12 protein-coding genes and 1 pseudogene are annotated in these 13,957 nt (G+C 51.7%); 8 read left to right on the plus strand and 5 right to left on the minus strand.

Annotated features, from left to right (window positions below; translation table 11 throughout):
• Positions 1-132: 132 nt before the first annotated feature.
• The 3 genes from CUN63_RS12430 to CUN63_RS12440 are packed head-to-tail and all read left to right on the plus strand — an operon-like array spanning position 133 to position 5,084.
• Positions 133-2,145, plus strand: coding sequence for a Mu transposase C-terminal domain-containing protein (locus CUN63_RS12430; RefSeq protein WP_256657705.1), 2,013 nt, complete (start codon positions 133-135; stop codon positions 2,143-2,145).
• Positions 2,142-3,587: an ATP-binding protein gene (locus tag CUN63_RS12435; RefSeq protein ID WP_129439770.1), complete on the plus strand. Its 1,446-nt coding sequence runs from the start codon at positions 2,142-2,144 to the stop codon at positions 3,585-3,587. Before CUN63_RS12430 ends, CUN63_RS12435 begins: the two co-directional genes overlap by 4 nt.
• 24 nt (positions 3,588-3,611) lie before the next feature.
• The gene (locus CUN63_RS12440) at positions 3,612-5,084 is read left to right on the plus strand and encodes a TniQ family protein (RefSeq protein WP_129439772.1); all 1,473 of its coding nucleotides are present in this window, start codon (positions 3,612-3,614) and stop codon (positions 5,082-5,084) included.
• A gap of 1 nt (position 5,085) precedes the next feature.
• Here the strand turns inward: CUN63_RS12440 and CUN63_RS12445 are convergent, their stop codons facing one another.
• The 4 genes and pseudogenes from CUN63_RS12445 to CUN63_RS12460 form a co-directional block, all read right to left on the minus strand.
• Positions 5,086-5,967 carry a hypothetical protein gene (locus tag CUN63_RS12445; protein WP_129439774.1) on the minus strand — a complete coding sequence of 294 codons (882 nt, stop codon included), beginning with the start codon at positions 5,965-5,967 and terminating at the stop codon, positions 5,086-5,088.
• 89 nt (positions 5,968-6,056) lie between these two features.
• Positions 6,057-6,374 (minus strand): AAA family ATPase, encoded by a 318-nt coding sequence (locus tag CUN63_RS12450; protein ID WP_165353249.1) that lies wholly within the window; start codon positions 6,372-6,374, stop codon positions 6,057-6,059.
• On the minus strand, positions 6,371-6,568 hold the full coding sequence (locus CUN63_RS12455; protein ID WP_129439778.1) for a hypothetical protein: 198 nt from the start codon (positions 6,566-6,568) through the stop codon (positions 6,371-6,373). The genes CUN63_RS12450 and CUN63_RS12455 overlap by 4 nt, the downstream gene beginning before the upstream one ends.
• Positions 6,569-6,753: 185 nt before the next feature.
• Positions 6,754-6,980, minus strand: a pseudogene (locus tag CUN63_RS12460) (transposase); the annotation flags it as partial.
• 388 nt (positions 6,981-7,368) lie between these two features.
• Here CUN63_RS12460 and CUN63_RS12465 point away from each other — a divergent pair.
• The 4 genes from CUN63_RS12465 to CUN63_RS32140 all read left to right on the plus strand — a co-directional run bounded on the left by CUN63_RS12465 (position 7,369) and on the right by CUN63_RS32140 (position 12,445).
• Positions 7,369-8,727 (plus strand): ferritin-like domain-containing protein, encoded by a 1,359-nt coding sequence (locus tag CUN63_RS12465; RefSeq protein ID WP_165353250.1) that lies wholly within the window; start codon positions 7,369-7,371, stop codon positions 8,725-8,727.
• Positions 8,728-8,769: 42 nt separating this feature from the next.
• Positions 8,770-10,320 carry a LodA/GoxA family CTQ-dependent oxidase gene (locus CUN63_RS12470; RefSeq protein ID WP_129439782.1) on the plus strand — a complete coding sequence of 517 codons (1,551 nt, stop codon included), beginning with the start codon at positions 8,770-8,772 and terminating at the stop codon, positions 10,318-10,320.
• A gap of 16 nt (positions 10,321-10,336) precedes the next feature.
• Positions 10,337-11,395: an FAD-dependent oxidoreductase gene (locus tag CUN63_RS12475; protein WP_129439784.1), complete on the plus strand. Its 1,059-nt coding sequence runs from the start codon at positions 10,337-10,339 to the stop codon at positions 11,393-11,395.
• 750 nt (positions 11,396-12,145) lie between these two features.
• Positions 12,146-12,445, plus strand: coding sequence for a hypothetical protein (locus CUN63_RS32140; RefSeq protein WP_256657706.1), 300 nt, complete (start codon positions 12,146-12,148; stop codon positions 12,443-12,445).
• 206 nt (positions 12,446-12,651) lie between these two features.
• Here the strand turns inward: CUN63_RS32140 and CUN63_RS12485 are convergent, their stop codons facing one another.
• Positions 12,652-13,125 (minus strand): antitoxin Xre/MbcA/ParS toxin-binding domain-containing protein, encoded by a 474-nt coding sequence (locus tag CUN63_RS12485; RefSeq protein ID WP_129439788.1) that lies wholly within the window; start codon positions 13,123-13,125, stop codon positions 12,652-12,654.
• 377 nt (positions 13,126-13,502) lie between these two features.
• On the opposite strand from CUN63_RS12485, the gene CUN63_RS32145 reads away from it, so the two are divergent.
• Complete coding sequence (locus CUN63_RS32145) at positions 13,503-13,736, plus strand: BPSL0761 family protein (RefSeq protein ID WP_306108960.1); 234 nt, start codon at positions 13,503-13,505, stop codon at positions 13,734-13,736.
• Positions 13,737-13,957: the final 221 nt, after the last annotated feature.

A 13,957-nucleotide genomic window follows, 5' to 3' on the forward strand; every position in this document is an offset into this window, starting at 1 on the left:
ATCGTTTCTCCAGTTGAAGGCTCTGAACTATTGGAGAAACCTGTCAGGATTTTGGGCGTAAGAGATGATTTTGTCCTAGTCATTGAACTTGGCACAAATCCGACTAAGCCATGGAGGCTAGAGAAGTCTTTATTGGCCGAAGAAATCGATTCCGGTGCGGCGGTGATCAGTCCAGAGATGGTGCCCGTTCACCTGCTTCGAAGTGACGATGAGTTGAGCGATAATGAAAAAAATAGCCGAGACAAAAATTGGCACCTTGTACGCAGTTTGGTAGAGAATCAGGATGCCCTAGACATATTGACTTCAAATTTCGGCGCTCTAGTTGCGAATCACGCGATGGAGAAGGGAGTTGAACGGAAGCAAATTTATCGACTTCTTTACCGATATTGGAGCATGGGGCAGACTCGTAACGCGTTTTTGTGGAATACCATCGCATGTGGCGGCCGAGGAAAGGAAAAAAGCCGTGGCTCTGGAGTTATTCCTGGTCGGCCAGCTAAATATCTTGGTGTCATTGTTAGCGACGATGGCGCAATTATGCTCGAAAAGCGTCACATGGCCCATATTCGCTTGGCTTACGGGCGTGTTGCCAGCGGCAAGTGCGGCAAGCTAAAGGACGCTCATAAATGGATGCTGAATAAATTCTACAGGGAAACCAAGCCTGATGGTTCAAAGGGGAACGTTGTACGAGGCAGTTACCCGTCTATTTACCAGCTGAGATACAATGGGAAATTATTTTTCGACGACCTTTATAAGCTAAAGAAGCGTGGCGGTGCTATTCGCTACAACAAAGACCATCGGGCGCTAGTCGGGTCTGCATCTCAAGGGTTAGTCGGCGCAGGCCATAGGTACGAAATAGATTCGACTATTGCGGATGTCTATCTGGTACATCGTGTTAACAGGCTATGGTTGATCGGGCGACCAGTACTGTACGTTGTGGTGGACACGTTCACCAGAATGATTGTGGGCATACATGTTGGCCTTGAAGGGCCAAGTTGGAATGGTGCTAGGCACGCTATCTATAATGCCTACACACCCAAAAAAGATTTCTGCAAGCGCTATAACATTGATATTGATGAGGCTGACTGGCCATGCTCTCATCTCCCGGTCGAGCTAGTTGCAGATCGCGCCGAACTTCTCAGCTACGCTGGTGAGACGATGACAAACACTCTGGGTACCGCCGTGAAGATTTTGCCACCTTTTCGGCCAGACTGGAAAAGCATCATTGAGAGCCGCTTTCGTCTGATCAATGAAAACCTGGATTTGAAATTTGTTCCAGGCGGGGTGGACGCTCGAAAAATGGAACGTGGGGATCGTGACTATCAGCTTGACGCGATCCTCGATATCGATGAATTTACCGAAATGGTGATTGTGGGAGTGCTGGCTCACAACAAAAGCCTCCGAGTACCTCATCTTCTGAATCGGGAGATGATTGCCGCAGCAGTAGAACCAACTCCGCTAGGCATTTGGAACTGGTCTATGGAGAACAACCTTCTGAATACCAAGATTGTATCTCCCGCAGAACTAAAAATTGCCTTGCTGCCCTCGCAGGAATGCCGTATCAGCCGAGGTGGAATAAACTTTCAAGGTGTACAGTATACCTGTCAAACAGCAGTCCGCGGGGAGTGGTTGGAGCGTTCTCATAGTCTTCAAACAAAGTATGTTAGAGTCTTCTACGATCCGAACTCTATAGAGAATTGCTGGATAAAATCTAATGCGGGATTCGAGCCTCTTACCATAGTGCCGCAACAACGGCATAAATATGGTGGACTTCGCATGGAGGAGGTCCTCGATATGATCAAGATCTTGAATCAAGTTTCGCCTGCCGCTCGGTATGAAAATGACAACACTGCAGCGCTACTCAAAGGCCGCCAAGAGGACATTCTTGATCGGGCAAAAACCAAACGCGCGAACCAAGGTGACCCGAAATCGAACGCTGAATTCAAACGGGACAAGCGCTCAAAGCGTGCTACAGAAGCTCAGAATGAGCGCGACCAGCATACCGCTGATCTAAATCAGCTCCGCGTTGTGGATAACCGGCCAGTTGCGGTGGAAACTCAAAAACCAACCACCCAGAAATCCGGTTCTGCAAGAAGCTCTGCGTTCCTGAAACTGGTAGTCAACGCGGGTAACGAGACCAATCCATGAGTGACTTCAGCTTTGCTCCTGCTGATTACATCCCGACCGGGATGCCTCAATACGATGGCAACCCCCTGATCGAGTGCCTCCCCAAAATTCTGTCGGACGTTGATGTTGTCAGGCGCATTGGAAATCTTCCAACAAGGCCCGACGAGGCAGAGCGGGCCTTGGATCCTAAGCTTCGTGGACATGGTATCAACAGGCTGAAAGACGTCGTTGTGCCCTTTGAAATCCACCTGCGGCTTGAGGATGTGTTCAGCCAGCTGGTCCGATATGGATATACCGGACGCAATCCGTTGCTTGCGTCATCCGTCAGGCACCGCCTACCTTCCTCTGCTGAGATTAAGGGCCTGGGGTTCATGTCCACAGCTGAGACGATGACGTTGATAGGGTTAAGTGGTATGGGCAAAACAACCGCACTTAACTCCATCGCCAAGCTTTATCCGCAGGTCATCAGCCATAGTAAGTACAAGCAGCAGATCTTCATCGAGACGCAGGTGGTCTGGCTCAAGATCGAGTGCCCGCACGACGGTTCCCTACGAGGGTTTTGCGCGGCGTTCTTCTCGGCATTGGATGCTGCGTTAGGTATCGAGAAGTATTCGGGCAGAGGCGCTACGGGCCGCAGCATCAGTGTCATGCTTCAACACATCAGTCAGTTGTGCAAAACCTACTTCATTGGCGCCCTCATCATTGATGAGATGCAACATCTTTGCTCGTCCCGAGGTGGGCAAGACCGCGAAAAACTACTCAACTTTTTCGTGACGCTATCAAATGACGCCGGCGTCCCACTGGTCCATGTCGGCACAAACGCAATGCTTCCGCTGTTTTCTGGTGTTTTGCGAAATGCCCGGCGAGCGGCGGGAATGGGACCGATATCCTTTGACAGGTTCACCGAGGATGATCCGTTTTGGGCGCATCTGGTGTCACAGCTTTGGGCCTATGACTGGACAAGGTCCCGTGCTCCGTTAACGGACGAACTCCTTTCCAAAATCTACGATCTCACCCAAGGCAACACAGATTTCCTGGCCAAGCTTCTAATGCTTGCTCAAAGACACGCGATTTGGGAAGGCATGGACTCGGTCACGCCTGAGGTTCTGCAGCAGGTGTATGACAATCAGATGAGGCTTCTGCACAAGCCCATTGAGGCTCTACGAAGTGGTGATCCGCTGCAGATAGCCGACTTTGAGGACATGATGCCTACAAAGGATCAGATCGCTCAGATGATGAATTACGATTTGGCGCGTCGAGCCGATCGGACACACCTTTCACTGATTGCTCAGGCTGCGATCGCATCCGCTGTACCTACCGATAAGCCAGCCACGAAGGCTGTTAGTAGGCCGGTGATTCCGGTCGCCGGCGAGTCTGCACCTAGTGTCCATTTTTCCAAGGGCGAGGACGTGCAGACTCAACTTGAGCAGCGTGGTTGGGTTGATAAGGACTCTGCCTGGTGACATGGTTCGCGGGAGCCCAAGTCAATGGAGCGCTTGCTTGTTTTTCCCCGGTCATTTCCCGATGAATCGCTATACAGTTTGGCCGTCCGTTACCACAGGCTGACTGCGAACGACAGTTATCGCCAGACAAGCCAGGAGCTTTTTGGCACGTATTCGAGAACTTGTGGCTCGATCTTACCCTGCTGTTTACACGGACTTTCCAAGCGATTAGCAGGGTTTTATTCGGTAGCAGAGCTGATCGACTGCTTCACGCTTTTGCCCCTCTATCAGCCCTTTCTCGATGATGCGGCGTATGAAGGGGCCAAAGCTGCCATGGCTGGCAATCGTGGCACGGGCTTAAAGATGAGCTTGGGAATTACTGCCTCGCGGTTCCTCAAACACGCGTCTTTCAGGTACTGCGAGAGCTGTGTTCAAGACGATACCCAGAGGTATGGAGTCGCTTACTGGCATCGTATTCATCTGTCACCAGGCACTTGCGTCTGTCCATACCACGGAGAGGTTCTTTGGTCTCTGACCTTCCCGCATAGTTCAGACTGGCGCTGTATGTTGCTACCGGGTGAGTCGGTTGGAACTCCTGTGATGGATTCTTATGGTGCAACGGCTGCTGGTACCGTCGCAGAAATGCAGCTCTGGGGACTCGAACACCCTTCGAGCGTAAGGGCGCTTTTAAACGGGGGCTTCTTGAAACACCGTCTGGTGGAACTAGGTTTTTTTCAATCAGGTAGAATCAGAGAGAAAATATTCAGGCCCTTTTTGATGGAGAGGCTCAAACACTGCCCAAGCACCAATGAGTTTCAGGAGATCACTTACTCATGCGATTGGGTGTTGCGGATGTTGCATCCGCGCAGATCAATCGTGCAACCGTTGAAATTTTACCTCCTTTGTTGGCTGCTTGAGTTGGGATTAGGCGAGCTCCAGTCCTTCTGTCCACTGGCTAAAGCTGGCAACGAATATGTGCCAAGGCGCAACAATACGAACAAGACTCTCGATGATGCTGAGCTTGAGGCGCACCGATCAGTATTTTTAAGCTGTTCGAACTCCAAGTGCCACGATAAGCCTGGTTATCAGTGGCTGTACCGTCATGATAGAGAATGGTTAAAAGAATATGTCACTTCCCACCCTTTTTTGAGGGAGCGCGAAAGCCAGATCGACTGGGAAGCTAGAGACACTGCTCTTGCTCGCGACTTGCTAATTGCAAATGAGCAGATAATGTCCATAAGTGGTAAGCCTCAAAAGATCACGCGATCTTCGTTAGTCAGGCAGATAGGTCAAAGCCATGATTTCCTGAGAAGACCCTCTAAATTCCCCAAAAGTATTCTCTTGATGAACGGCCTACTCGAATCTGATCATGATTATCAGATTCGCAAAGTTAGGTGGGCGGTTAAGAATTTTTTGCTATCTGAACGATGCGCTACAAGTGTGGTATTTAAGTATGCCGGAATCAGAAAGGCTCATATGACTGAAGCTGAAATACTCAGCATTTTGTCCACAGTCTAAGCTAGTTAATAGGAGTGTATCGCTGTACTTGATAACTGCGTAATGAGTTTATTTCCGTACTTAAAAAATCGATGGATTTTTTATTCGTTATTAGATCAAGATATTTTTCCGCACTCTCGCAGGCTAAGAAGGCAAGTATGGCGAACGTATCATCGGATAAAGTTTGATAAGATGCGCTTTTTGCTCGTATTCCCAGTTCACGTCTTATGATCTCAATTAAGTTTTCTTCTTGTATGTATGCGTTTCTATATTTAACCATTAAACTGCCCTGTACGAGTCCGTCAACGATATGCCGTTTGAGAGTGATACCATTGTAGTTCAAAAGTTCAGCGATAAATTTTGAATAAAGACGGTTTGCAGAGTTTGGCTGATATATCGGTTTTTTATATTTCCTACTGCATAGTCCAAATTTAGTTATATCATGCTTGGCGATAGATACTGAGCAGGTTGGACATATATCGATCAGCTCTGATCCATGAACGCTGCAAAGCCGCACAGAGAATTGTACATTTCTACGATGTATGTATGCGGTTCCATGAGTGTCAAAATCTTCGAACACGCAATCAGTACAAATTTTTTTCCATCTTGTAGGGGTGACTATGGTATTAGAGCGAGACCTTCCTAGGGCCGCGGTGAGGGGGTATAAAGTATGTTTATTTAGAATCTCTTCAGAAATATTTTGCTCGATAAAAAAAGGAGGAAACTCAAATTTTGCATAATCTCTAAATTCCGCCTTATGCCCAAAACTGAACCCGAATCCTTCTCTGGGTATTGGCTTTATCAAGAAGTCCTCGAGTTTAAGCGAATTAATGCCGAGCAATTCGTTACCTCTTTTTAATGCCGATGCGACATACTCTCCTGGCAATGGAGTGAAGATCTTCATGTGTTATTTCCGTGTTTAGAGACTTGTAAAATAGTACGGTGAATGAATTCGCGGCCATCTTACGTGATTACTGGCAGAATCATCATTCACTATTTTTTCAACAGTAAGCACACCTCAAAGCTGATAGGTATGCCAAAAGTAAACCAAAGTCCTGGCTGCCCCATCACAAATTGCTTTGAGGTCAGTGCGGTTCCGCCAAAGCCAACCCGGCGCATTTCCTCGTTTTCAGATCCAAGAAACAGAAGCTTGATCGCATTCAGCAGGCTTGTTTTACCAGCGCCGTTTCGCCCCGCGATGACAATCATATTTCGCGCGGCGGTACAACCGCTTAGATCAATTCGGCTGAGTCCTACATATGCGAAAATGTTTTCGACTTCCAGTGAAGTGAACTCAATAGGATCGCTCACGATTTGCTCTGCCTAAGGGCCGCCTGGTCAAGGATTTGACCAACATTGCGAGAAAATTCAGCCTTCGCGCCATAATTTGCAAAAGTGGTAAATTTTTCGGCCAACCCGAGTAGCTCTTCAAGTAGGTCTGGGTCGACGCCAAACTCCGCTGCCGCTTCAGCGATTAGCTCGCGGTCCTTGTTCTCACCGGTCATCCGGCCTCCCTTAATCGCTCTGCCAAATCAGAAGTAAAATCCCTTGAAACGGTCGAACGTAGAGTTATCTATCGGTCCACCTAAGAAGATGCCCAGTGACACTTCCCGTATAGCATGAATTGGGACAATCCACGCTGCAAGCAGCCCTACTTATTCGGTAGCGCTGTTGGAACAATCACCGTAAGCGTCTGGTGAACCCATTGAGCCAAAGTTGAGCGTGGGATCGCCAAGCCGGCTTGACCAAAAATCGATCCTGACGGTAAACAGGCAGATGGGCAGCAAACTTCGCGATCATGGCATGGGCAAGTAGCCCGGCGGTCGGCATACCCTTGTCGATGACCTGCGCCGGAACGGGTGCCTGGACCAGCGTTTCGCAGTCATCACAGACCCATTTGCCACGGACATGGCGCTTTGCGGGGCCGGGTAGATGACTTGTCGGACGGATACACAGTTGCACCCTAATTAGTGAGCTATTATCCAATGATCGCTACGGCCTCGAAGCAAAACTCTCCCCTACGGCTGTGTAGCTGGCTCACGAATTGAGTCGGCATGTGAAGTTAGTTCTCCACTTGGGGTGTTGCTTTCTAAGCGTTGTGCGTCATACGAATTGTGCTCGGCAAAGGGAATTCCATATGCAGAGGCTTAATGATCGGGCGACCTACCGCTGGAGTGGGGACATTGCACAACCAGCTACTACCATTGCTGGCAGACCCGCCAGATCTTTTGAGTTCCAAGCGGAGAGCGATCTCGGGATAGCCCGTGACCAATGGTCAGAGTTGGAGTTGACCAGCGGGAAGCGCATGTTTCCCATTGGACCGATGTCGATGTTCGAGGCTCTGAACACTCTCGGTTTGCCAGTATCCAATCTCCCCCCCGATAAAGAACTGATCGATCTGCTCCTCAACGCAGCCGAGATCGAGCACGGTCTAATGGTCCAGTACATGTATGCTGCGGCCACTGCGGGCGAATCAGACATAGCGGGCTACTTGCGTCGTATCGCAATAGAAGAGATGGGCCACTTTCTTACGGTGCAGAACCTACTCGTCTCCTTTGGCTCCTCACCACATCTTAGAAGCTTGGACTGGGTCGATACGCACTTTTTCAAGCCGTTCGACTTTAAGCTTGAGGCGGCATCTAAATTCTCTCTAGCAAAGTACTGTGCTTCCGAGATGCCAGACCTCAATTCTCCGCACTTCGACGAGCAGCAGCGTCAAGATCTGCCCCAAATTCTAGTGGATGCCACCAACTCCACCGGCGGCGCTAGTGTGGAAGCTCATCGGGTCGGCTTGCTCTACATGAAGATCTACTGGCTGCTTCGTGACTCCGATGAACCGATGCCAGAGGGGCAGGTTGAGCCCTGGGATTCCTTCCCTGTTGATCAAGTGGCGGCCATAGTCCCTGGCGTGCACGTTAGCGATAACCTTCTGCAGGCCGACCGCGCCGTACACAACGGCCTTCTGGAACATTGGGAAAGGCCCGGTCGCGCACTGAAGATATTTCCAGTGCGCAGTCGGGCTGAAGCCCTTCAAGCAATTGTCGAGGTCTCGGCGCAGGGTGAAGGTTTCAGCAGCAGTCCGAACGGCCATTTTGACAAATTCGTTAAGGCATGGCGGTCGGCCAAGCTCACCGATCCGGTCACTTCATCATTTACCCAGAATCCTTGGTATAGGGAGCCCGGTGCTGCATCTGTCACGCATGACGGGGACGAAATCACTAATCCCCTTGCCGTGGCTTTCGCGCGGCTCGGAGATAGATCGTATGAGGTTGTGGTTCTGACAATCGCGCTCTATCTGCTGCTACCAACTGGTGCGCCGGATAGTGTGCGTCGCCGACTGGCTAATGCGTCCATTGAGTGCATGAAACAATGCTTGGCGACCGCGACTCGCAATCTGGGCGAGCTCCCCGCAACGCTGGGTGCACCCGGAGTGCCAAAGAAATGCGGAATGCCGTATATGCGAGGGCCATTGCTGATAAGTGATAGCGCATCGGCCGTATTTACCCGCATTGAGGTGCTAAAGACAGAGGTGATTCAGATAGCGGGGCAGGTCGCCATGCTGAGTGACACTTCTCAACTTTTCATCGACGAAGCAGCAGCTGTGGCTAAGGCCATGGCCGATTACGTATGGCCTGATGTCGCCGCCGCAGGTGCGCTCGTCTGACAGTTTTCTTCTGCTTCATCTGTTCCAAGGGAGGGGTAAGGTATGCAGACCGTTTACAAGATTCATCCCGGTATCGGCATTGCTCGGGTCGGCCCTAGTCGATCAGGTTTTTACATAGCCGGCGAAACGATGGGGGCTGACAACATCGAGATTGATGGTGCCGGCAACGAAGTTCCGTTCGCCGGCTACAAGGACGCGAGCATGCTGATGCGTCGTCAAGCCGTGCGTTTCCGCGTGTTCGAATACGAACGCGACGAGACGACCGGCCAAGAAGTCCTTCTCCGCGAGATCACGGCGGCGGACGCACAGATCAACTGGTCGGTACGACTTGCGGCGACGAAGGCAGCACAGTTTCAAAAGGATGAGATCGATTTCGAGGGCGAGGTAACCCTGATTCAGGGCAGTACCCCACGTAATGAGGACGTACCAATTGACTCATTGCGTACCGAAGTCGCGCTCGCAGTTTCTGGAGCAAATTTTCGGTATACAAAAGGGGCTGAGCCACAGGGAGCAATTTGTAACAAACCCATTTATCTTGGCGAGGCGCGCACCGATGCAGAGGGGCGCCTGATCATCCTTCCCGGCTTTGGCGATGCATTTAGTTGGCCGGACCCTATCGGCCAAGAACGCGCCTTGGTCGATTACTACGACAACCCTGGCTGGTATGACGATATAGCTGACGGGGCAGTCGACGCGACTGTTCAGATCGGTGCCGCGGCTCCGGTCACGGCGGAAGGAGCATGGGTCATCACCGCGCCGCCCGACTTTGCGCCTAATACACTGGCTGTTTCTACGCTTTATGACATCGCCTTACAAGCCATAAATATACAATTGCCGAGTCCCCTCACTTTTACGCAGGACATTAAACCGCTGATTGATAGAGCCGCCGACTTGGCCCAGACCAATGAGAACCAGGATCGGTGGTGGCGCGTCCACACGCTGCTTTTGATGCCTGGTGATATTTCCGATAATGGAAACAGTGATGCTGCTCGCAAGAGGCGCGGAGACATTTACGACGCGGTAAAAGCGGCATGTGACGGCATGGAGAAGTACAGCCTGACCAGTCGTCAGAAAACCATACTTAATCGATATCGCAGCGGCGACTTCCAGCCTGCCGCTGATACGGGACGGCAACCTCTGACTCTACCCGAGGAGTTGGACCGGGCAGCCTTAGAGCGATGTGTCGGCGGTGGTTTCTTGCCAGGCATAGAGGCCGGGCATTCGCTACGCCTGCCAGATGTCTTTTCTGGCCTCTGCCGACTGACCCGTGAGCAGTTTACAGATTGGGACGGGACAAGGAAGAATCTGCTTCCTGGGCTACTTTCAGGACGGATGGCGTGTCCCTGGCAAGCCGACTTTATGCAATGTCAGGGCGCATGGTGGCCCTCACAACGCCCGGATATTGCTGGACGAACTGACGTGGACAAAGGACCGCTCTGGGCGCGCAAGCTTGTTGTGGGGAAAAACCCCGAGGCTCCCCAGAGCATGCTGAACATGGTGAATTACTTCGGCCAATTAGGGGTGGTCATAACAGATCAAAATGGAACGTCCGTCGAAGTGGGACGCGACCCGCAGCTTGACTTGTTACCCTGAAGTAGATTGATCGTCCATGCATAGAGTTTTCGACTTCGTGGTGATCGGCGGCGGCCCCGCAGGATGCGGTGCCGCCCTCGCTTTGGCGCGATCTGGAGCGCGGGTGGCTTTGTTGGAAAGGGCGCCCATCCCCGGGTTTAAGCCGGGCGAGATCATGGACCCTACACTGCATGGCGCCTTGGCTGGGCTGGGCATAGGGGATTCCTTCAAACAACTTCAGTTCCCGATGCTCTCAGGTAATGTCGCTTTATGGGGCGGGAACGGGGTGCATGAGAATCCTGCTGTACTTAACGCCTTCGGTCATGGTGTCTTGGTTGATCGTGTAGCGTTTGAGCGCTGGTTGCTGGACGAAGTGATTGCGAGCGGCGCCGAAATCCGTTTGGGCGCAACGGATCTTCACACTGAGCGTCGGGGTGGGGGGTGGGAGGTGCGCGGCGCCGGATTCATCATTCAGACTGGCTTCGTCATCGAGGCTACTGGACGCGCTGCCGGACAGATTGCGCCGGCCTCACGACGCTATACTGACCAAAAAGTCTGTTTGCTAGCCTATCCAGATGCTCCATCGGGGTTCCATGATTGTAGGCTGCACATCGAAGCCGTTGAGTTCGGCTGGTGGTATTCCGCTCTGCTGCCGGGACGTAAGCTTGTCGTGGCGTTATGCCTCGAGCGCGACGTCCTTGCTAATCAGGATAGATCCTCGCGAAGTACATGGTTCTGGGCGGAGCATCGACGGACCAAGCTGCTACCCCAAGTGACACATAGCTCTATAGACGGGAGGGAACTACCTGCAGTCCGCGGCTACCCGGCGAGCAGTTCTTTGCGCTCCCAGTTATGCGGGCCAGGCTGGGTTGTTATCGGTGACGCAGCCGCAAGCTATGACCCCTTGCTAGGCCGCGGGGTGCCATTAGCCTTGGTCAAGGGGGCCGCCGTGGCGCGCTTGCTTACCGACGGTTCGGATCTTGACCACCAAGCCGCCCGCTACGCTCAAGCAGAGCGACATGCTTTTGATGTTTACCTCGCTGAGCAGCGAGCCATCTATGGTCGAGTGGCGAATTTAGGTCTTTCTCTACGCTAGAAAGGAGCCAGATCAGCGCCTTTAGCCGGGTAAAACTGATCTGGCTAGTACGTCGATATCTCGATTGCACTCGCGCAAAATTTATCGATGGCGAGCCGCAGCTGCTCGAGCGTGCCCTGAATAGGCAATACTTGGGTCTGCCCCCAGTACTGTTCGGACCTGACTTCCCAAGCTGCTAATCAGCGACCATGTAACCTCGTCATGCGGTCATGCGCGCAACTTTCTCGGCCCGTGGAATGGGCAAGCTGGTGTGCGCCGATTTTGCTTGCTACAAAGCCGGTTCGAGAAACACACTACCGAAATTGCAATCACCCACCCTGATTGTGCCCGGAGAAGGTGTCAGCAGATTGAAGATCAAGCGGAGGTGTTACCAGTAGGCGCTTTGGGAACGGTGTTTAGTTCGTCGATTACACGTTCGGCTCTTTAAGCTGGCTGGCTGTTGGCTCGGTCAGCGCGTTCGGCTCGCCTGCACTCCTGTGGCGGCAGTGCCCGTATCCAGGATATATCCCGAAGCCAAGCTGAGTATCTCGAACTACTCTGAGTGGTAGGAGTAAACCCTGATTCCAGAGATCGAAACGGAAGGATATGGCGAAAATCCCTCAGACTGGGTGTTTAAAAAAACGAGGGCGACCTCGGTTAGAGGCGCTATTTGCTCGATACGAGATACATATCACGAGCTGGGATTTCAGCTGGTCGTTCTACCTATCTGACCCTAGAGATCGATGGCAAGGGAAGAACCATGCCAAGGAAATGGCGACCTTAATTTTGAGGGGCCGTGTTATTGAGCCAGAGGGATTCAAATATCCAGAAGCGCTCATTCGTCTAGTAGCTGATCCATGGCTGGATACCTTGGTAGAACAACCAGCGGCCATCGGCTCGGTCCATATCAATGATAAACAGTTTACGGGCTATGTATGTTTTCCCAGCAATCAGATGCCTATGCTGGTAAGCGCGGCAAATCGATTGTTATATATCGAACTCAATGGGACGCCGTTGAGGTATCGCAAGGCTTTAATCAAAGAGCTTCATCTGAGTACGTCTCCAGAATAGTTCGGCCGCACGAGAATCAGTTCGTAAGTGTCCGGCAAAGCCACCTTCCGAACTTCAGCATTAAGGGCGATGCCGATGCGTAAGCATTGGACCTAGAGCATTCCAGCGGCTTAGCTTGTGGGCTCCAGTGCCACTGTTCCAGTGTCCTTTCACACCACGGGGTGTAGGCGCCGTACCTTGCCTAGACCAAACCAGGGTAATGGGGATCAATGATAGAGCCCGTACTCAATGCGTTTCAGATAATCCCGCACTGCCTGGAATCCCACAGCGTTGTCGATAACATCCAGCGGCACGTCGCCTTCCAGATATTTACAAGGCCGTCCAAGCCATTCTTCAGCCAACGTCTGAGCGCCGAAAACATTGATCGCGTGCTCCAGCACACACGCGTACTGAAAGGCTACAGCGCTCTGCTGAGAGTTGAGGCGAACAGGTTGCTTATTGCTGCCCTGACGGTGGACGTTCCTGAGTGACTTGCCCACGATGCGGCTCAGGATATTTTTCTTTGAATAGAGATTACAAATCGAAAGCATCGCTTGCACGTTTTTCAGCTCAAAGCCTTTGGCTGTGAGCTTGTAGACCGCGACCGGGCTGAGCTGCCCAGAGTCAATACGGAGGAGGTATTCCGTTGGTCTGCCAGCAGCGGGTGTCGTCTTGCCGGTACGTGTTTTGGGGGAAGCCATAGCGTGCGCTCCGCAGGCGATTTTTGATGTCATCTTAGCGCCATCTGATGCAGAGTACACTTCGATACTCCTGTGCAGGAAATGGGTGGCAACGTTGGTTAAGTGGACACCATCGCCGTTATAGCTGGGATCGGGTAGGTGACTTCGCCGGATGCTTACATCAGTTCTACTTCATGGCTCCAGCCGACCAGTTCGAAAGCTATTCTAAAATCTGGTTACGCTGTTTCAATTTCTGCTGAACGCTGATGGTAATCACCGGAGCTAACCTGTTGACCTATAACGAGAGGGCTTTGAGCCACCATATTTGATCATGTTTCCCTTAAGTGGTGTCGATCGGGAATGTTGTAGCCTTAAGCTGCGAGGAAATGAAAATGACAATGCCTCATGAACGTACCCGTGCAGTAATACAAACGAGGGAATTTTTGGTCGAGCTATCTCGTGAAGACTCCCTTCCTGAGCGTGTTCGTCGCGATGCTCGTTTTCTTTTACGTCATTTTCCAGCCGAGCGGGATGTACTTCTGGCAGGTCAAATTGAGGAGCAGTCGCAGACGCTCCCTATAGGGGTTTTAGGCCCGATCTTTAGCTCGTCGATTTCACATTCTGCTCTTTGAGCTTTCGCCATGGCCGATGGTTGCCGTTTTCACAGCAAAAAGCCCCGCCTGACCGAAGCTAAGCGGGGCCCTTCCGACACTTGGGTAAGGTCAGGGGATCAATGATTCTGAAAATACTCTCCCAGAGACGCCATATCCTCTAGCTCTTCATCGTCGTACACCGACTCGCCGTCATGCTCTGTGCACTCTCCGCGATGGTTGATTTCTGAGGACCGATAGAC

It is taken from the genome of Pseudomonas sp. ACM7, assembly GCF_004136015.1.
In the GTDB taxonomy this organism is placed as follows: domain Bacteria; phylum Pseudomonadota; class Gammaproteobacteria; order Pseudomonadales; family Pseudomonadaceae; genus Aquipseudomonas; species Aquipseudomonas frigoris.